Origin of the sequence: Litorilituus sediminis, from assembly GCF_004295665.1 — a bacterium.
In the GTDB taxonomy this organism is placed as follows: domain Bacteria; phylum Pseudomonadota; class Gammaproteobacteria; order Enterobacterales; family Alteromonadaceae; genus Colwellia; species Colwellia sediminis.
Genome location: NZ_CP034759.1, coordinates 3,783,463 through 3,802,240 on the forward strand (window position 1 = coordinate 3,783,463; position 18,778 = coordinate 3,802,240).

Sequence of the window (18,778 nt, forward strand, 5' to 3'; positions counted from 1 at the left end):
GATAAGAGTTGAAGGAGTAACGATGTCGAATTCAAATTTTGCATTTTTAAGAGATGGTTTTCAGTCTCTAGCTGATTTAGGTGGTGCTGCCGAGGATTATGTCCATCGAGATCCACAGGCCGCATTAGTTAAGTTAAGATGCTTTACTGAGTCGCTAGTAGGTTTTATCTATACAGAGCTTTCAATCGAAATTGATCCTGAAGCGGATTTGTTCAAACGGCTAAATAACAGGGATTTTAAAGAAGTTGTTGACCACTCTATCGTAGCGAAACTGCATGCTCTGCGTATTGATGGAAATAAAGCGGCCCACAATAATGTTAAACATTCTAAAGAGCATAGTCTCTGGTTGTTGAAAGAAGCATTTTTAGTAGGCAAATGGTTTATCCAGACTATTAAACAAACCTATATTGATATTCCTGATTTTGTTGAGCCTAAACCATTGCCGGGACTAGCAGAAACATTATCTAATAATAAAGATTTGCAAGGGCAATTAGACCAACGCTCAGAAGCGTTAAAGAGTGCCGAAGATGAACTAAAGTTACTTCGAGAGCAATTAGTTGAAGCACAAAGAACTCACTCTCAAAAATCAGAATATCATGTTCTTGAAGCATTCAAGCAAGCTGGTAAAGCCGCTGCATCAAGCTTTGATCTTCAAATGAACATTACAAGAAAGAATATTGATATATTTGATAGTTTTCGACAACACTCATTAACAGAATCTCAATCCCAACTTGTAAAGCAAATAGACCAGTTTTTAAATAAGGATAAAGAGCCTGTTTTCCTTTTAAAGGGTTATGCAGGTACGGGTAAAACGTTTATTACAGAAGGTCTAACGCAATATCTAACAGCTATTGGTCGCCAATTTGTGGTAATGGCTCCAACTGGAAAAGCAGCAAAAGTAATCAGTGATAAAATAGGTCAAGAAGCCTCTACCATCCACAGAGTAATTTACAATTACGAAAACGTTAAAGAGTATACCTTGGACGGACTTGAAGGTTCAGAGACGTTTAGATGTTACGCTGAAATAAAAGTAAATCAAAATACATCTGAGACAGTTTATATCATTGATGAATCCTCTATGGTTTCTGATAGTTACTCTGACTCTGAGTTTTTTCGATTTGGTTCTGGTTATTTGCTTAAAGACTTACTCAGTTATATAAATCTTGATCACAACGACCATACAAAAAAAGTTATTTTTATTGGTGATAATGCGCAGTTACCCCCCGTTGGGATGAATATTTCTCCTGCATTAAGCGCTAATTACCTTCAAGATAAATACCAGCTAAATTCAAATGAATTTGAGCTTACAGAAGTTGTAAGACAAAAAGCTGATAGCGGTATTATGGATAATGCCAGCTCACTAAGAGAATCTATGCAGGTTGGTGTCTTTAATAAATTAGATTTTCAAATAAATGAGAAAGATGTCCACGAGCTTTCAAGCGAAAGTCTCCTTACTCGATTTTTAAATGTTTGTGATAACAAGTTAGCAAATACTAAAAACTCCATTCTTATTGCTTCATCGAATGCACAAGTAAGCCAATATAATAGAGTAGTGAGGGAACATTTTTTCCCCATGCAAACTGAAGTGGTTGCAGGCGATAAAATCATTTCTGTCGCGAATCACTATGTAAAAGAAAAAGTTATTACCAACGGTGAATTCGGTATGGTTAGGCGAGTGCTTTCAGGGCCTGAGTTAAGAAAGGTAACACTGCGTAAAAAAGGTGAAGATGGCACTACAATTACTTTTACAGTCGAACTTCAATTTCGAGATGTTGAGTTAGGTTTTAGGGACGAAAATGGCGATGTCAGCTTTTTTGTCTGTAAGATTGTTGAAAACTTGCTCTATAACGATGAGCCAAGTTTAAGCTCTGATGAATATAAAGCATTGTATGTAGATTTTGTTAATCGTCATCCTGAGCTGAGAAGTAAGGATAAAAAAAATGAGTTTCGTCTTGAGCTATTGGCAGATCCTTATTTTAATGCCTTTAAGGTGAAATTTGGTTATGCCATCACTTGTCATAAAGCTCAAGGCAGTGAATGGCAAAATGTATTCTTAAAGTGTAGCTCACATCATAAAACCCTTAGCCAAGATTACTTCCGATGGCTATACACAGCCATAACAAGATCTTCTTCACAGCTTTTCGTTTTAGATCCTCCCAAAGTAAAATTAGGCACTGGGATCTCGCGTGTTGGAGGGAACAATAATTACCCGGTAAATGATACTTCTTCTCATAAAGAGCAAGATTTGAATAATTCCAATCCAGCATTGAATTGTGAAAACATTCCTGAGGGGAACCAGTTCTTGCGCAATTTGTATTTAGAAGTGAGTAAGCAAATATCTAATACAGATATCAAGATAGTTGAGGTTACACATAATCAATATCAAGAAGTTTATCTTTGCCAACTGGGTGAAGAGTTTGGTACAGCAAGGGTTTCATACAATGGTAAGAACAAAATATCAGCAGTGAATTGTAGTATGGACAATGCGACTGGCAATTTGTTATCTGAAAAACTTAGTTGTCTTAAAGGTAAGCTAATTACTTTAGGTTTAAGCACAGCTTCTACAAATTTTGAGTTCCCAGAGCCATTTTTAGAGGAATTTCACGGCCAATTGACCAACATTCTCAAAGAGCATGACATTTCAATTTCTGAAGTATTAGCGAGAGACTATACGCAAAGGTACAGCTTTCATAGGTCAGGTGAGACTGCCGTTGTTGATATCTTTTATAATGGAAAGAGTCAGTTCACGCGCTTGATGGGCATGAAAAACTTGTCTGGTTCGGAGAAATTAATGCATCAAGTAGAGGGATTGATTGAAGAGGCGTTTAATTAGTAATGTTTATTCAAAACAATAACACGTCGTCAAAAACGAGCAAGGATGTTTTTGCTTTAAGAAAAGTAGGTAAAATAGACGAAGCATATAATTTAGCCATTGAACTAATTAATAGCTCTCCGAATGATGAGTGGAATGTTAAAGCTTTTGCATGGTGTCTTATCGATCTTATAAAGCGAGATGCCAAGCTTGGTAACAGCGATTCAACAAATCATTACCTGCAACAGCTTGACTCATTATCAATAGATCCAAATGACGAGATACTTAATAAGCAAGTTTTGTATGTTAGAAATATGGCGAGTCCCATATTTAAAGAGACACAACGAGCAAAGCAAGCGAGTAAAGAAGGGAAGCATCAGTTAGCGATAAATATATATACCAAAGCATTATCGGAGCAGCCTGATAATCATGATATTAGGAGCAGTATAGGCTGGGAAATTTACAAACTAGCGAAAGCACAATTTAATAATGAAAACGTGAATGTTTTTGCCGTAAAGAAATTGTTGAATGATTACCTAAAACTTAACTGTAATGTTCCTTCTCTGTTACACAGCCTTTTCCTTGGCCTCGCAGACAAGCTTACCAGTCACCACAACTTCAACCTAGCCGCATTTATAAAAATATGGGGAATTCAAAACCTACGTGATGAGGACTTTGAGCCATATGTTGATGACGTCACAGGAAATAGTTATCCAAGTTTGGCCTCAAAGGTTGCTTTGCATGGTACGAAACAAGCAGTTGAACATAATGATCTTGAATCTTTACCTTTGTTATTAGAGGTAATAGATAGAGTTATTCCAAGTTCAGATGACCCTATTTGGTTGGAGTTAAATAAAGCGCGAGCGTTAAACCTACTTGGTGAATATCAGAAGAGCTTTGATTTGGCAGTAAAAGTTGCAAAGCAAAAGATTGGTGAATATTGGATTTGGGAGTTACTTGGGGATATACAAGGTAATTATGATAAAAGTAGTGCATTCAATTGTTATTGCCGGGCATTGTCCTCAAATCCAAAAGAAAACTTTATTGCTAACCTCCGATTAAAGTTGGCGGAACTTTTGATTGAAAAAGGTAATTATTCAGCGGCAAAATATGAAGTTACTTGTGTTATGGATGCAAGAAATCGTGAGGGATGGTCGATACCAGAGAAAGCTGAGATGTTACAGAGTCAATCTTGGTTTTCGGCCACTGAAGCTGCGGCAAGTAATCAATCTTTATATAAAGATCATGCTGGAAAAGCAGAAGAGGTTTTATTTCAGAACTTACCTTGGATACATGCAAACCTAGGAAGTGTTTTTTCGTTACCAGATAAGCCCAACAAAAAAAGAAGAAAGATATATTTAAATAATAGCGAAGATAGATTTCCAGTGGAGATTACTCTTCCCGAAAATAGATTTTCGTTTTCATCTCTACCAGAAGGGGCGGCTGTCAGGTTTAAAGGTGAGTTAGACAGAATTACCAATCGTTTTACTGCTTATCAATTTGAAACAAGAACAACTGCTAATCAGTGGGATATTTTCTCATCATTTATCGGAGTGGTCGATCATGTGAACGTAGCTAAGAAGCTAGTTCATGTGATTTTTGATAGAGGTGTCGATACCGTTATTCCATTTTCAAAAACACCTGAGCGACTAATCGTTGGTGATTCAATTAAAGCAAAGCTGTCAAAGTCCAAGACAAAACATGGCACCAAGTACCAAGCGTTAACTATTGCCAAGTCTGATGAAAAGGCCAGTACCAATGTTTTAAAAGAATTCAGTGATGATGTCCGAATTTCTAATGGGCTTGGATTCACCTCGACTGATATTTTTATTGATAGAAATTTATTAGAAGATTGTGATGTTGAAGACGGTGATACTGTTTCGGGAAAAGCCGTATTGAATTATAACAAGAAAAGATCAAGCTGGGGCTGGAAAGCGATAGCTATTAATAATAAAGAGCGCTTTTAATACAAGTTTTGAAAGGGAGTTTTAACGTTGAGTGATGAACAATTTTTTAAGTACATAGATTCAGAAGCACTATGTCAATTTATCAAGCAAGCAGAAGAATCAGTGATATATGCGGCTCCGGGGATAAGAAATGAGGTCGCAGAAGAGTTTGTTAAAATTTCCAATAAGCTAGGTGATGGGATGGTAACTGTATGTTTGGATGTTAGCGAGCATACGGTTCGAATGGGATTTGGTGATATAGATGCGATAAGTCAATTAGAGGAAGTATTAATCATAAATAATATCCCTCAATTGCGATTTGCATTGATTATTGTTGACGGTGTTGGCTATAGCTTTTCTCCAACGGCCTTATATCTCGAAAGTGAAAGCTCAACTAGCTTAGGTTTTAATTCAATTAAAATGACAGATGCGCAAGTGCTGGAAGCTACAACAAGGTTATCTCCCGCAGCCAAAGCAATTGCTTTGGCAACTTGCACATCTGAAGAAGAATATCAGAAAATATCAACAACCATTCCTGAGATCCCCAACAATCCGGTTCAACAGTCAGATATTGAGAAAATCGATCATTCTATCAAAATTAACCCAGTAGCAAAGTTTGATATAACAAGGCAGGTCAGGGTTTATAGCTCATATTTACAATATGTAGAAGTTAAAATGACTGGTGTTGCGATACAGCGGCAAAAGATATCTATACCGAAAGTTTTCCAGTCTCTAGGAGATGAAGACAAGGAATTACAGAATCGATTGAATACTAGTTTTGATCTGCTTGAAAAAGATAACAAACTATCTTCAAAAGAATTGGAAGACAAATTAAAGCAAATCAGAGACGATTTTTCTCCATCATTAGGAAAAAAGCATGGTCGAGTTATGCTTAAATGCAATCGAGACATATTTGATAAAGAGATTGAGAGTCTAAAAAGCGAGTTAAATGCTCATTCAAAAAATGTTAAAGAAAACCTTCAGAAAAGCATTGATGAATCGATAGACAAAATAGCTAAATATTACACACCTATCGTGGAACGGAATCCACCAAATAAATTGATTGGAACTCTTGGTAAAGACGTCGATAGTGATCAAATATTTAAATGGGCAAAAAGGCAGTTAGAAAGAGTTTTCCCAAGCGCGGAAGGTATGATTCAGAAAATGGAGTTATCTGTTATATTTAAAGATATCACTTACGAAAATCTAAATGATAAAGAGTTTTTAGATGCGGTTTTTAATGCGTTCCCAGATACTAACTGGGAGAAAGCGCATCAAGAATATTTAGCTGCTTCAGAAAGTAGTTCATAGCTTTATAGTGATAATTTGTTAAAAAGCGTGACGTTGTAACCGTAAACAATATAGATTTAAAGTGCATAGTCCGAATCCCTTGCTATTAAAGGGATTCAGGCGGTTTCCAAGTACTATTGCTTATCTAGCGAACTTTTTCTCAATAAAAAGGGGCAAAGTTTCCAACTAGGTTTGTAACAAGGCTTGTCGTAAGTCATTGAAAAATATAGGTGCTGAGTTTCCGACTAGAGCTGTCGTGATCACTGGTTGATATAGAATAATAAAAAGCGAGCTTAGGCTCGCTTTTTTTGTTATGTTAGCCATTGACTTTAAAGATAATCAAACATTAAAAAACTTTGGAAGGGATTCATTTTGTTAATTAAAAATTTAAAAGTATATCGCCAATTATACCTAGCTTTATATGGGCTTACTTTTTGTTTTTACTCTTCTATATTATGTTTTTTTTCGATTGCCTCTTATGCAGAGGAAAATGTTTCCCCACTTATTGTTAAAGAAATATACGAGAAAGATAAGAGTTTGTGCTCATCGGTTATATATTCTATTAAGAAAACTGCTGCTAAAAACTATCAAAAGTTAAATACAGCACAAAAGGAAGCAATGACATTAAGTTATTTGACGACTCATGGTGTAAAGAATGTTTTAAGTATTGGTAAGGAGACCATTTTATGGTCAAAAAAAAGTGTGAAGTTTGAAAGTCTTGATGGTGATGAAATTAGGGAAGATGAGTTTATATACGCAGATATTAATAATGACGGAAAATCTGAGTTTGTAGTTAAGCTTCCTGACTTAACTGATGTGTCTGATGGGTTTGGTTGGTGGGTATACCCTAGATTTAATCCCTATATTCAAGAGGCTTTATCTTTGCTAGATGCTAAACAATCGGTAGGTTTTAGTTATAGGGATAACAATATAAACATCTCTTACAGTGATACTTATCAGCCAGTTGCACGAAATTTCCATTTTGAATTTATCACTCTCAATAACCATGTATATGTATTGTTAATGTTGCATTATGGTTATTCATCTGTTTCTCAGGAAAATGTAATTTTGGCAGACTTAAATGAAAAGTATCAGATCAAAAATCAAATTTGCCACTATGAGTTAAGTTTACAAAAATAGAGTGCATTTGTGTGTGAAATTAATATATACAGGAACAAGCAAAATTAATTGGTATGTCGCGGTGGCGACGGCACCCAAAGGGAGACTGCCTCCGGCCTCCCTTTGGAATCCCACGGAGCTGCTGCATCAAACGTAATCCAACATTCAGCTCAATATTTTCGACCTAACAGCAATGAAGGCACATCCTTGTGCCACATTGCTTTTGCCATCATCCATGATGGCAATAGGTGAATATTGTGCCTCACACCGGCGTTTGAAGAAGCAGACTTGGTGCTTGTTTCTTCTATCGTGCATCACACACGTTGAAACTAACGACAGTGATATAGCGATCACCAATTCCCATCTCAGTGAATAGATCTCAATTTTTAAAGTGTCAGTCAAGCTGAGCCATGGATGGCGAAGACTGCCGCTTTTCATGGACGAATATCGGCAGGTATTGACTGTAAACTCAAAATTGATGATTTATGTTTTCACTGAGTGGGCGCTCTGGGGATTGAAAAGGGGAGCGGAGCGGTCGTTCCCCTTTTCGTGCTGTCGCCACCGCGACGCCAAGCAGAAAAAAGAACTCCAAGCCTATGAACTTACCCACAGGCTTCAGATAACAGCAAAAAAGCATTATTTTTGTTTAACAATCTCACCTGATTTCATGACAAAATCAACATCAAGTAAGGCTTTGATATCGTTAAGTGGGTTGTCGTTAGTAGCTATAATATCCGCTATTTTTCCTGCTTCAATTGTCCCTAAAGACTTCGATTGGCCGATAAGATCGGCTGCATGAATGGTGGCAGACTTTAAAATATCTTGTGGCGTCATGCCTGCGTTAAACATTAATACCGCTTCTTTAGCATTGTTACCATGTTTAGAAACGCCGCTGTCAGTACCGTAGGCAATTTTAACACCTGAGTTATAAGCGCGTTTAAAGTTCTTAATCATATCACCGCCTACACGAATCGCTTTAGCGCTTATTGCCGGTGACATAAAGTTAGTATTTTTTGCTAAGTTAACCACGGTATCCCCAGCCATTAAGGTTGGTACTAGGTATGCGCCAGTTTCTTTAAATAATTTAATACTTTCTTCATCGGCGTAGCTGCCGTGTTCAATACTATCAACACCTGCTCTTAACGCGGCATTTATACCTGATGCGGCATGTGCATGGCTGGCAACTTTTCGCCCTAACGCGTGTGCGGCATTAATCACTTCTTTTAATTCATCATCTGCCATTTGTTGCCCTGTACCGGTATCAGTGTCGGATAAAACGCCGCCGGTTGATGTGATTTTAATAACATCAGCGCCAAATTTTATTGCATGACGCGTAGCGCGGCGACAATCAAAAGGACCATCACAGATTGTTTTTGCCGTATGCATCGCTAATAAATCTGGGCTCATACCATCAACGTCACCATGACCTCCAGTTACCGCAACGTTACTGCCTGCTGCTATGATTCTGGGGCCTTGTAAATATCCTTTGGCGATGCCATCACGCAGTGCGAAGCTTTGTTCTGGGCTACCGCCTAAATCCCGTACCGTTGTAAAGCCAGCGAGTAAGGTTTTTTTAGCAAAATATGCGCTTTTAACTAATTTGTCTGAATCAGACATTCTTAGTTTTTCTCTATCGTTATTCGGTCCTAGTTCGCCTTGTAGGTGAACGTGCATGTCCATTAAACCCGGCATAACGTAACTACTTGATAAATCAACTAGCAGGGCATCTTTTGCAATATCACTAGCCGCGATAAAGCCAGATTTCATCTGAGTGATTTTGCCATCGGTGACCACTATTGTTTGTTTAGATAATAATGGCTTACCAGGTATAGCTAAGACTTTTCCGGCATGAATAACTTGTGTCTTTGACTGGGCTTGATTGCAAGTAAGGATAGAAAGCACTAGTGCTATCGTTAGGCTAGCTTTTAGTAGAAATTTCATTATGTATTCATTCTTATTGTTTATAATTCGAACTCTACCATAGCAATCTTGCTGGTAAGGGAAAATAAAAAATCGCTGAATGAAAGAAACTCATCGTTGAATGGCGGGTAAACCGTAAACTTGAGTAAACGGGATTATTGTCATTTCAAAATTACGCTGCGGCAGAATGTACTCTAGATTAACCTTTTGAGCGTTTCAATATCAGATAACTTCCTTTAGCAGCTGTTATCCTAGCTCAAAAGTAGTAATACCAAAGATTTTTTCATTGTTAATATCAGGTAGCCCTTTTTGGTACATTCTTGCTGTGGCAAAGACAACGGTCATATCAAGGGATTCGGCCAGCTGAACAGCATCATCATTATTTTCAGGTACATCTAAAAGGACGCTTTCTCCGGAAATATCGGTTTGTAAAGCGCTTAGTAATTGCTTGGCTATATCAATATTATCCGCAAATAAAGGGCCTATTTTGTAGCCTTGATGACATTGACGCCTAACAGCAAAACCTTGAACTTTACCGTTTGCTTTAAATAATACTGATTTACCGTTTTCTTGAGTTATCCATGCTTTGAGAAAGTTATCTCTTGGCGCAGGAAAGCATTGTCTGTCATAGCTAAGCAGCGCAGGTAGATCATCAGCAGTAATGCTGCGCACAGTTGCTGAATGCTTGCCTGAAGCCGAGGCCGTAAACTGGTAACGTTTATTTTGATAAAAAGGGATGTAACCAATGCGCTGATAGATTGCTACATTCTCTAAAACACCATCAATGCCTATATTACGGTTTGCACAATAGTTAAGCCGATGTTTGGTTAGCTCAAGCCCGTAACCTTTGCCACGATGTTGTGGGGCAACAATATAAAGGCCGCAAAAAGCAAAGTTATCGTCATATACCACGGCAATACCTACCGCGACTATTTCACCGTCGACTTCGCCAACGAAAAAGCCGTTAGGATCTGCTTGGTAGAATAGTTCAGCATCATTGATTCCAGGGTTCCAGCCTTCTTGCTTTGCCCAGTCAACGGCAATAGCAACTTCATCTTGGCGCATAGTGCGAATGTTTAACTTTGAACTTGCCATTTGCTTTCCCTTTTTGCTTTTTTTGTATGCTAAACAATAATTTCTGCTATGGCAATACGCGACTATAACGCCTTGCTCTCGTGTATTTATTCGCTGTCGTAGCGCAGGAACAAGCCCCTTTTTGTGCAGGTGCTACTGCGATACTAACCAAAGCTGTCAGCGTAAACGACTTAAAGGAAAAGCAAAGCTTGATATACGAAATCATTAGTAGAAAAGGCTTGTCTGATTTTTGAACGAATGCTATAAAAATAAAAGCAATGACTAATAGGAATATTTGATGATGGATTATCGCGAGTCAACGGTGAGTTTAGGCACAACAGATAAATTACGTTGTCCTCTATGCGGAAACCAACAGCACAGCGTTAGTTCAGTTATTACCTACAGCTTCTATATTATTGAATATTTGCCGATTTTCCCTGTAAAACGTGATACACGTGTACAGTGTTTACAATGTCAAAACCTTGCTGATGTTGCTAACAACACCGCAGATTTAAAGCTGATCTTTTCAGACTTTGCTTTAGCTCTTTTTAGCAAACTACGTTTGTTGAGTACCTTCACTGGTAGTTTCATGCTTATCTTACTTTTAAGTTGGTACTTTTCACAAGAGCAAGAAAAACAGCGGCTAAGTCAAAGTTATATTGCAGCACCTAAAGTGAATGACTTTTATTATTTAGATTATCGACAAAGTGTAGGGGACAGACGGCCGCTTCATAACTATCGCGTTGCTAAAGTTGTCGATATTACTGGCAGTACGGTATCTCTTAGTTATGGTAATTACTTTTATCCGTTAAAAAAATCGCTTACCGATGCCGTGCTTTTTGGTCATAGCACTAACTTTGATTATTTTGAAAAACAGCGTCACAATTATTCGCCAGCAGAGCTACAAAGCTTGTTTGAACAAGGCTTTGTGTATCGCGTTGTCCGGCCTGAGTTTGCTTATATAGGTCGAAATATGGCGGTTTATATGATTGATGGTCATGCTGTAACCAACCCTACCGTTGCCAAAGAGCCTTGGGTTTATATTGCCGGTAAACGGGAGAATACTCGAGGAATGGCGATTCTTAAGGTTGTGCATGATAATGAGCGCTTTGATAAAGCGTTTAAATTGTTTAAGCAATCTGCAGAGTTAGGTTATGCCCCAGGGCAAACTAATTTGGCTGAACTTTACTTAACAGATATTGATTATGAGGGCAGTGGTAATGTAGAAATGGCAGCTCGTTGGCTATTTCAGGCTGCTTTACAAGGCTATCAGCCTGCTATTGAAAAGTACCGGGTGATTTGTGCTCAGGAAGATAATTGCGATATTGCTGATTTTTACCAAGCACTAAACGAAGCGGGCGCAACTTATGAAATCCATTAAAGCTAAGCATTTCATTGCAGCTGTAACATAGCGCTGCAAGCTAACTAAGACAATTACCCTAATAGATTGTCAAAGAGTCGAAAGCCCGACCTCACTGGCTTGGCTAATTTTCTTTGTATTGCATTAAGAGTCCAGTAAAATAGTCAGCCCTAACACATCAAGCAAAGGTTAATAATGAAACGCGTTGTTTTATATGTCTCAGATAAATGTCCTCATTGTCGAGAAGCCAAGAAGTATTTAGATGATAACGGTATTCAATACCGATTAACCAATGCCAAAATGCAGCGTGGTAGAAAAGAGCTTGATGCCATTGGCGCACGTTCTGTACCGGTTTTAAAAATTGGCAACGAAGTTATGATTGGTTGGAATGTGAAAAACTTTAAAAAGCTTTATGGGGCTGGTTAATTTATTATCTTTAAGTGATTGTTAATTTGTGGTTTTTCTCAGGGAAAGCGCATTGTATATTTTCTAACATAAAGTTATTATGAACAGCCTTCAGCGTACTGTAAACTTAAGCGTATTATATTACTTCATGGACTTTATTAAAAAGGGAACATACTTCATGTCTTTCATCAGAAATAATAAACAATCATTGCTGTCATTAAGCGTAGCGCTTGGCATAAGCTTGCTTTCTGCTTGCGGTGGCTCTAGCGACTCAAATGAGACTCCACTTACTCCACCTGCTAATAATGGCGCTAACGAGCCTACTTGGGTTCAAGGTGTTTTCCAACCATCGAGTGACTTTGTTGCTCAATGTCAATCGCCACGCAGCGGTAGTAGCCCAATTACAGGCATAGCGTACCCGGATAAAGCGGGCAGTGAACTTCATGAAAAGCATTGGCAACGTGCTTTTACTCACGAAACCTATCTTTGGTATAAAGAAGTTGTTGATAAAGACCCTAAAAACTTTGGTCTGGTTGAATACTTTAACCAGCTGAAAACAACGGCTGTGACTGACTCAGGCGCGCCGAAAGATCAGTTTCACTGGATGCAGCCCACAAGTGAAGTGGAAGAGCAAACTCAGCTTGGCGTTACCTATGGTTATGGTATCAGTTTTGACTTTCAAAGCAGTCAAGTGCCGAGAAGTTGGCAAGTAAAAAATGTTACTCCAGATACACAAGCATTTGATTTAGGCGTATCTCGCGGCTCTAAGCTGTTAGAAATCGATGGCATTGATTTTGTAAATACCGTCAGCCAAAGTGATGTAGATGCGATTAATGATGCCATGTTTAGTCGCAATGAAGGCGAGTCTCATACCTTTAAGTTTGTTGATATTAACAATGTAGAGTATGAAGTTATCCTGCAAACCGCAGCTATTTCAGGTAAGCCATTACAGCTTGCCAAAACCATAGATACCGCCCAAGGGAAGGTTGGCTATTTATTATTAAATTCCTTTAATAATACTGTGGTTGAGAAAGATCTATTTGAACAATTTACCCAATTCTCAAATGAGCAAATTACTGATTTAGTGGTTGATTTGCGTTACAACGGTGGCGGCTTTATCGCATTATCTTCACAACTTGCTTATATGGTTGCTGGTGAAGTTGCCACACAAAATAAGTTATATGAACGTATTGTTTATAATGACAAAATTGCCAGTGAAGTGATTCCATTTTTTGATGTCACCCTCGATTTACGTCGCCTTATAGGTGGTGATTCTATCATTCAAGAAAATCAGCCATTGCCTACGCTTGATTTGCCACGTGTCTATGTCTTAACGACAGGCTCGTCGTGCTCTGCTAGTGAATCTTTTATTAATGCGCTAGTGGGCGTTGGCGTTGAAGTGATTCAAATTGGTGATACAACCTGTGGTAAGCCTTATGGCTTTGTTAGTGAAGATAACTGTGGTTCAACTTATTTTACGGTGCAGTTTAAAGGTGAAAACCATTTAGGTTTTGGTGATTACGCTGATGGCTTAATTCCAACTGAATTACCAGAAGCGGGCAAAGACTATCAAATACAGGGATGTCCAATACAAGAAGATTACTTAAACGCTTTAGGGGATGAGCAAGAAATTCTCCTTTCAAGTGCTTTATATTACCTTGCTCATAATACTTGTCCTGAGATTGAAAACAATGCAAGTTTAACGCTAACTCAGTCGACAACGCCTAGGGTAAATGCAGCTAGCAGTGTCGGTACTGGCCCTGCGGTGAAAACTCGCACGCCACGACAAGATGCTATTATTAGCGATATATATTTTGATAAGTTTCGCGATATTAAATCTAAAGTAGGTGAGCAGTAATGACATTGAAATCTTTACTATTTATTGGTTTAACTATGACTTCATTGGCTGCATGCTCAATTCGTGCCCATGAATCAGTTGCCGCGCTTTTACCAGAAAATAGCAGTGAAGCGCGTGCAGAAATAGTGGCAACAGTGAGTAAAGCGCTAGGCGGTAAGCAAGTGCCTATTGCCCAAGATGTTTTTCAAGAATCGAGTAAGTTATTACTTACTGCAGCACCAGTAAGCTCACCATCGGGTGTTAAGGTATTACCAAAGGAAGCAAAAAAAGCCTTAGTGTTTGAGTTACGAAAGCAAGGGGATAACTGCTTACTTAAACGTGCCGATACCCAGCAAGAATGGCCGCTACAAACTAAACTGTGTATTGCTAAGTAAACAGTTTGCTATAGCAAGCGCTATTAAGTTTTAAGTGATGGTGTTCAAATATATTTAGTCAGTGGCTTTAATTTACCATGAGGTAAATTAAAGCCACATATGAGCTGTTAGTGATAGCAAGTGAATTAAGCCTTAAAATCTAACATTGGCAATTTGTCGCACTTTTGGACGAGATTGCGTTTCTGTAACTGGCTTACTCGCCGTAGGGCTCTCTTGTGTTTTAAATTGTGAGACCTGTTCAAGTAATTGCTGTGCTTCACTTTCTAGTGATTTACTGGCTGCCGCAGCTTCTTCAACTAAGGCAGAATTCCGCTGGGTCATATCGTCCATATTACTTACAGCACTGTTGACTTCATTAATACTTGCAGCTTGATCTTTACTGGCCATTTCAATTTGTGAAATCATAGTGACGACATCTTCTACCGAGACAATTAAATCTTTAAAGGTATTGCCGGTACGATCGACTAGGCTGCTACCTTGACTTACCGCTTCGACACTGTCATTGATTAAGCCTTTAATTTCTTTCGCTGCTGAGGCACTTCTTTGTGCTAAATTTCTAACTTCACTGGCAACAACGGCAAAACCACGACCCTGCTCGCCAGCTCTAGCTGCTTCTACTGCAGCATTTAATGCCAATAAATTGGTTTGAAAAGCAATTTCATCAATAACGCCGATAATATCGGAGATCTTTTTACTCGACTTTTCAATGGCTGCCATGGCTTCTATAGCACTTGATACCACTTGACCACCTTCACTTGCTCTATCCATGGCATTTTGCGATTTCTTTGTCGCTTCACTGGCATTATTGGCATTTTCCTGAACAGTCTGAGTTAACTGTTCCATTGTTGATGAGGTCTCTTCAAGGTTTGCAGCTTGTGATTCGGTACGTTCGCTTAAGTCTTGGTTACCTTGTGTTAACTCTTTTGATGCGCCAAAGACATTATTGGCTGAGTCAGTCACAGAGCTAAACATTTTACTAAGGTTTACAGTTAAATCATTGATTGAATCGGCGAGCACATTAAACTCTGTACCCAAATCATCGTCAACGCTCGCGGTTAAATCACCATTAGCCATAGCAAGCAAAGATGCTTTTATGGCCGATACGGCAAATTTTCGTTTAGTGACATCAACTGCGTACTTAACGACTTTATAAGGTCGACCGTTTACATCATAAATAGGGTTGTAAGAGGCCTGAATCCAGACGGTTTTGCCGTGTTTACCTATCCGCATATATTCGCCAGAGTCGAACTCGCCATTGTTTAGTTTTTGCCAAAATGCTTTATATTCTAGGCTTTGCGCATAATCTTGCTCGGCAAACATGCTGTGGTGTTTACCTTTAATCTCTTCAAGTCGGTAACCCATGGTTTGTAAGAAGTTGTCATTGGCGGTGATAATGCTGCCATCCATATTAAATTCAATCACCGCTTGCGATTTACTGATGGCATCAATTTGCCCTTGATAATCGGCTTGGCGTAGTTTTTCTGCGGTAATATCACTGGCGAATTTAACCACTTTAAATGGTTTGCCATTTAAATCTAAGATAGGGTTGTAACTTGCGTGTATCCAAATTTCTTTATTACCTTTGCCTAAACGCTTATATTCACCACTGTCGTATTTTCCTTCATTTAAATTGCGCCAAAATGCTTGGTATTCAGGGCTATTAGCATAAGCTGGCTCGGCAAACATGCGATGATGTTGACCGACTATCTCGTCTAAGCTGTAGCCCAAGGTATTTAAGAAGTTTTCATTAGCGGTGATGATGGTGCCATCCATATTAAATTCAATCACCGCTTGAGATTTACTGATGGCATCAATTTGCCCTTGATAATCGGCTTGGCGAAGCTTCTCTTTGGTAATATCTGTGGCAAACTTGATAATACTAACAACCTGGCCGTTTTCATCTAGTACTGGGTTATACGAAGCTTGTATCCATATTTCTTTGCCATTTTTTCCTATACGTTGATACTCACCTGAATCAAATATACCCTCATTGAGTTTTTGCCAAAAGCGCTGGTATTCATCACTTTGGTGATACTCAGGCTTAGTAAACATTCGGTGATGTTTACCGACAATTTCCTCTAAATCGTAGCCTGTTGTACTAAGAAAGTTTTCATTGGCTGTTTTTATCGTGCCATCTAATTCAAATTCGATAACTGCTTGCACACGATTTAATGCGTCTACCTGTGAAATAAGTAATTGAACGTCTTGATGTTGACTACTTTGTTTGGTCATTGTGAATTCCCTCTCTTAACTTAGGTAGGCTGTAATGCTTTGTTGATGTTGAGTTTTTCTAACTATAGTTAGCGATCTAAATTCTTGCCAATTTCAATTTGTAAAAATGTAATTAATATACAAGACCTTATGAATACTAAGGTTATATTTACGTTTAATAGCGCTGTGTATAAGAATAGCGCTGTTTATAAGAAATAGAGCTAACCCTATTTATAATGGACTTGGACTCGCTTGCAGTTTATTCGCACTGCTCTAAGCTTAATGTAATAGGTGGAGAGGTGTGATGACAGCAGATGACTTAGAGCGCATGAATACTATTGCAGATAAAGCGCTAAACCAAGTAGCTAGCATTGATGAGTTAAAAGAGTTTAATCAGTTACTTACACAGTGGGAGCAATTGCCAACCATAAATTTGGTTGAGGGTGATTTTGCTAGTATGACTGAGATTAAAAAGTATTAATTTATTAGCTTAGGCAGCAAAAAGGTAGTAACGATAACTTACTACCTTTTTTATATGCTGATGACCCGTCCTAAATAAGATAAGCCTAGTTGAATGGTATTGTTAGCGTTTGTGCATTTGTTCCCGTTATACATTTGCGAAAATTTTTATAAATGTATGCTTGTTGATTAACGTCAAACTTAGGCGAAATAACGAATCTATTATTACCTCGTTGGCTAAGCGCGATAGTAAGATACAGTCCCTTGGTTTATAGCGAAGTAATACTAATGACAGTTGATATAAATAGCCGTTATGGCTTAAATCCTCCGCACAGTGAAGTGGTTGAGGCGTGTAAAATAATTCAGCCTTGTAAGGCGTTAGATATGGGCTGCTCAAACGGTCGAAATGCCTTGTATCTTAGCCAGCTTGGTTTTGATGTAACCGCAATTGATGCTAATCCTAGCGCCATAGATATGCTGCAAACGATTAGCAGCCAAGAGCAGCTCGGTAATATTAACGCGCAAGTTTACGATATTAATGATGCCAGCTTAGAAGAGGACTATGGTTTTATTTCTTGTACAGTCACCTTGATGTTTTTAGCGCCTGCACGTATTGCAGAGGTTATTGCAGATATGCAAAAGCGTACTTTACCTGGTGGTTATAACTTGATTGTCTGTGCCATGAATACCGATGCTCATCCGTGTCCTGTTCCTTTTCCATTTACTTTAGCAGAAGAGCAGTTATCTGAAGCGTATAGCGGCTGGCAGCTTATAAAGTACAACGAAGATGTGGGCACTATGCACAATGGTGCTAGCTTGCAGTTTGCCACTATGTTGGCGAAAAAGCCTGAATAAGCTCACAAGTTAATTAAGCAGGTTTAACGAGCAAAATATAACTTGCTCGTTATTGTTGTATTTATTGGCCTTGTATGAATAGCCGGTTATCTTGTCTTTTTCGCTTGCATGATAAAGTCTTTTAAATAACCGACTTGCTGTTCGTCTTTGCGAATACCAATAAAGATTTGTTTGTTAATTCCTTGTTTACCAAAACGAATGCTTTTAATGGCCATTGTTTTCGCGTAGTGATCAACAAGCCAACCGGGCAAAGCGCAAACACCACGACCAGCTGCTACCATTTGCAGCATAATTTCAGTTGTTTCAATATTTTTATGTTTCTTGACAGAGCATTTCGCTGGGGTGAGAAACTGACTAAAAATATCTAATCTCATGGGCTCAACAGGGTAACTCAGTAGTACGTCTTCACTTAATTGCTCTGGTGTAACGAAATCTTGCTCTGCCAATGGGTGAGAGCTAGCAACGACCAGTCTATGCTCATAGTCAAAAACGGGGATGTATTCTATTTTTGGCTTAAATAGTGGGTCTGGTGTAATAAGGACATCGATTTCATAACTAAGCAATGCCCCGAGTGCGCCAAACTGGAACTCCTGCTTTACATCGATATCAATATCAGGCCACTGTTCTAGGTATGGTTCTATCACTCTCAATAACCATTGGTAACAGGGGTGGCACTCCATACCAATGCGTAGCGAGCCCATTTCACCTTTGGCAATTTGCTTTAGCAATAACTCAGTATGTAAAAATTGAGGTAAAAGTCTGTTAGCTAATGTTTGAATGCGCTCACCTGCGGCGGTCAGGCGAAGGTTTCTGCCATCTTTTTGCCAAATCGGTGTTGAAATTTGCCCTTCAAGTTTTTTTATACTGTGGCTTAATGCTGATTGAGATAAGTGTAATGACTCGGCGGCTTTGGTTAGGGTGCCATGCTCTTTTATTGCCGTGAGTATTTCTAAGTGTATTCTCTCTAGCATAGTTAACTCCAATATTTGCCTATAACTTATGAGCTATGTTCATCGGATAATGAAATTATATCATTTCTATTCATCAAACAAGTGTCGGTACAATATCCTTTTGCTATTTAAAGCAGCAAAAAAC

General features: G+C 38.6%; 14 protein-coding genes. 10 read left to right on the plus strand and 4 right to left on the minus strand.

What is annotated here, in order from left to right:
- The first annotated feature begins 22 nt into the window (after window positions 1-22).
- The 4 genes from EMK97_RS16730 to EMK97_RS16745 all read left to right on the plus strand — a co-directional run bounded on the left by EMK97_RS16730 (window position 23) and on the right by EMK97_RS16745 (window position 7,188).
- The gene (locus EMK97_RS16730) at window positions 23-2,833 is read left to right on the plus strand and encodes an ATP-dependent DNA helicase (RefSeq protein ID WP_130603928.1); all 2,811 of its coding nucleotides are present in this window, start codon (window positions 23-25) and stop codon (window positions 2,831-2,833) included.
- 2 nt (window positions 2,834-2,835) lie between these two features.
- Window positions 2,836-4,779 (plus strand): tetratricopeptide repeat protein, encoded by a 1,944-nt coding sequence (locus tag EMK97_RS16735; protein ID WP_130603929.1) that lies wholly within the window; start codon window positions 2,836-2,838, stop codon window positions 4,777-4,779.
- 27 nt (window positions 4,780-4,806) lie between these two features.
- Window positions 4,807-6,069 carry a hypothetical protein gene (locus EMK97_RS16740; protein WP_130603930.1) on the plus strand — a complete coding sequence of 421 codons (1,263 nt, stop codon included), beginning with the start codon at window positions 4,807-4,809 and terminating at the stop codon, window positions 6,067-6,069.
- Window positions 6,070-6,420: 351 nt separating this feature from the next.
- Window positions 6,421-7,188 carry a hypothetical protein gene (locus EMK97_RS16745; protein ID WP_130603931.1) on the plus strand — a complete coding sequence of 256 codons (768 nt, stop codon included), beginning with the start codon at window positions 6,421-6,423 and terminating at the stop codon, window positions 7,186-7,188.
- A gap of 615 nt (window positions 7,189-7,803) precedes the next feature.
- Here the strand turns inward: EMK97_RS16745 and EMK97_RS16750 are convergent.
- Window positions 7,804-9,108 carry a metal-dependent hydrolase family protein gene (locus EMK97_RS16750; protein WP_130603932.1) on the minus strand — a complete coding sequence of 435 codons (1,305 nt, stop codon included), beginning with the start codon at window positions 9,106-9,108 and terminating at the stop codon, window positions 7,804-7,806.
- 225 nt (window positions 9,109-9,333) lie between these two features.
- Entirely contained in the window at window positions 9,334-10,182 is an 849-nt protein-coding gene (locus tag EMK97_RS16755) for a GNAT family N-acetyltransferase (RefSeq protein WP_130603933.1), read from the minus strand.
- A 277-nt stretch (window positions 10,183-10,459) separates the two neighbouring features.
- On the opposite strand from EMK97_RS16755, the gene EMK97_RS16760 reads away from it, so the two are divergent.
- The 4 genes from EMK97_RS16760 (at window position 10,460) to EMK97_RS16775 (ending at window position 14,158) form a co-directional block, all read left to right on the plus strand.
- Window positions 10,460-11,542: a tetratricopeptide repeat protein gene (locus tag EMK97_RS16760; protein ID WP_130603934.1), complete on the plus strand. Its 1,083-nt coding sequence runs from the start codon at window positions 10,460-10,462 to the stop codon at window positions 11,540-11,542.
- Between the two features lie 174 nt (window positions 11,543-11,716).
- The gene (locus EMK97_RS16765; RefSeq protein WP_130603935.1) at window positions 11,717-11,947 is read left to right on the plus strand and encodes a glutaredoxin family protein; all 231 of its coding nucleotides are present in this window, start codon (window positions 11,717-11,719) and stop codon (window positions 11,945-11,947) included.
- Between the two features lie 157 nt (window positions 11,948-12,104).
- Window positions 12,105-13,784, plus strand: a complete 1,680-nt coding sequence (locus EMK97_RS16770; protein WP_170176795.1) for a S41 family peptidase — start codon at window positions 12,105-12,107, stop codon at window positions 13,782-13,784.
- Window positions 13,784-14,158 carry a hypothetical protein gene (locus tag EMK97_RS16775; protein WP_130603937.1) on the plus strand — a complete coding sequence of 125 codons (375 nt, stop codon included), beginning with the start codon at window positions 13,784-13,786 and terminating at the stop codon, window positions 14,156-14,158. The genes EMK97_RS16770 and EMK97_RS16775 overlap by 1 nt, the downstream gene beginning before the upstream one ends.
- Window positions 14,159-14,290: 132 nt before the next feature.
- On the opposite strand, the gene EMK97_RS16780 is transcribed toward EMK97_RS16775, so the two are convergent.
- Window positions 14,291-16,390, minus strand: coding sequence for a methyl-accepting chemotaxis protein (locus EMK97_RS16780; protein ID WP_130603938.1), 2,100 nt, complete (start codon window positions 16,388-16,390; stop codon window positions 14,291-14,293).
- Window positions 16,391-16,670: 280 nt separating this feature from the next.
- Here EMK97_RS16780 and EMK97_RS16785 point away from each other — a divergent pair, with 280 nt between their 5' ends.
- Window positions 16,671-16,850, plus strand: a complete 180-nt coding sequence (locus tag EMK97_RS16785) for a hypothetical protein (RefSeq protein WP_130603939.1) — start codon at window positions 16,671-16,673, stop codon at window positions 16,848-16,850.
- A gap of 266 nt (window positions 16,851-17,116) precedes the next feature.
- Window positions 17,117-17,683 (plus strand): tellurite resistance methyltransferase TehB, encoded by a 567-nt coding sequence (gene tehB / locus EMK97_RS16790; protein WP_130603940.1) that lies wholly within the window; start codon window positions 17,117-17,119, stop codon window positions 17,681-17,683.
- Between the two features lie 86 nt (window positions 17,684-17,769).
- Here the strand turns inward: tehB and EMK97_RS16795 are convergent, their stop codons facing one another.
- Window positions 17,770-18,654, minus strand: a complete 885-nt coding sequence (locus tag EMK97_RS16795) for a LysR family transcriptional regulator (RefSeq protein WP_130603941.1) — start codon at window positions 18,652-18,654, stop codon at window positions 17,770-17,772.
- Window positions 18,655-18,778: the final 124 nt, after the last annotated feature.

Bases quoted from the DNA above. Each gene is read 5' to 3' on its own strand.
- EMK97_RS16755 (WP_130603933.1), bottom strand. From the start codon at position 10,182: ATGGCAAGTTCAAAGTTAAACATTCGCACTATGCGCCAAGATGAAGTT.
- EMK97_RS16770 (WP_170176795.1), top strand. From the start codon at position 12,105: ATGTCTTTCATCAGAAATAATAAACAATCATTGCTGTCATTAAGCGTA.
- EMK97_RS16735 (WP_130603929.1), top strand. From the start codon at position 2,836: ATGTTTATTCAAAACAATAACACGTCGTCAAAAACGAGCAAGGATGTT.
- EMK97_RS16780 (WP_130603938.1), bottom strand. From the start codon at position 16,390: ATGACCAAACAAAGTAGTCAACATCAAGACGTTCAATTACTTATTTCA.
- EMK97_RS16750 (WP_130603932.1), bottom strand. From the start codon at position 9,108: ATGAAATTTCTACTAAAAGCTAGCCTAACGATAGCACTAGTGCTTTCT.
- tehB (WP_130603940.1), top strand. From the start codon at position 17,117: ATGACAGTTGATATAAATAGCCGTTATGGCTTAAATCCTCCGCACAGT.
- EMK97_RS16760 (WP_130603934.1), top strand. From the start codon at position 10,460: ATGATGGATTATCGCGAGTCAACGGTGAGTTTAGGCACAACAGATAAA.
- EMK97_RS16795 (WP_130603941.1), bottom strand. From the start codon at position 18,654: ATGCTAGAGAGAATACACTTAGAAATACTCACGGCAATAAAAGAGCAT.
- EMK97_RS16775 (WP_130603937.1), top strand. From the start codon at position 13,784: ATGACATTGAAATCTTTACTATTTATTGGTTTAACTATGACTTCATTG.
- EMK97_RS16765 (WP_130603935.1), top strand. From the start codon at position 11,717: ATGAAACGCGTTGTTTTATATGTCTCAGATAAATGTCCTCATTGTCGA.
- EMK97_RS16730 (WP_130603928.1), top strand. From the start codon at position 23: ATGTCGAATTCAAATTTTGCATTTTTAAGAGATGGTTTTCAGTCTCTA.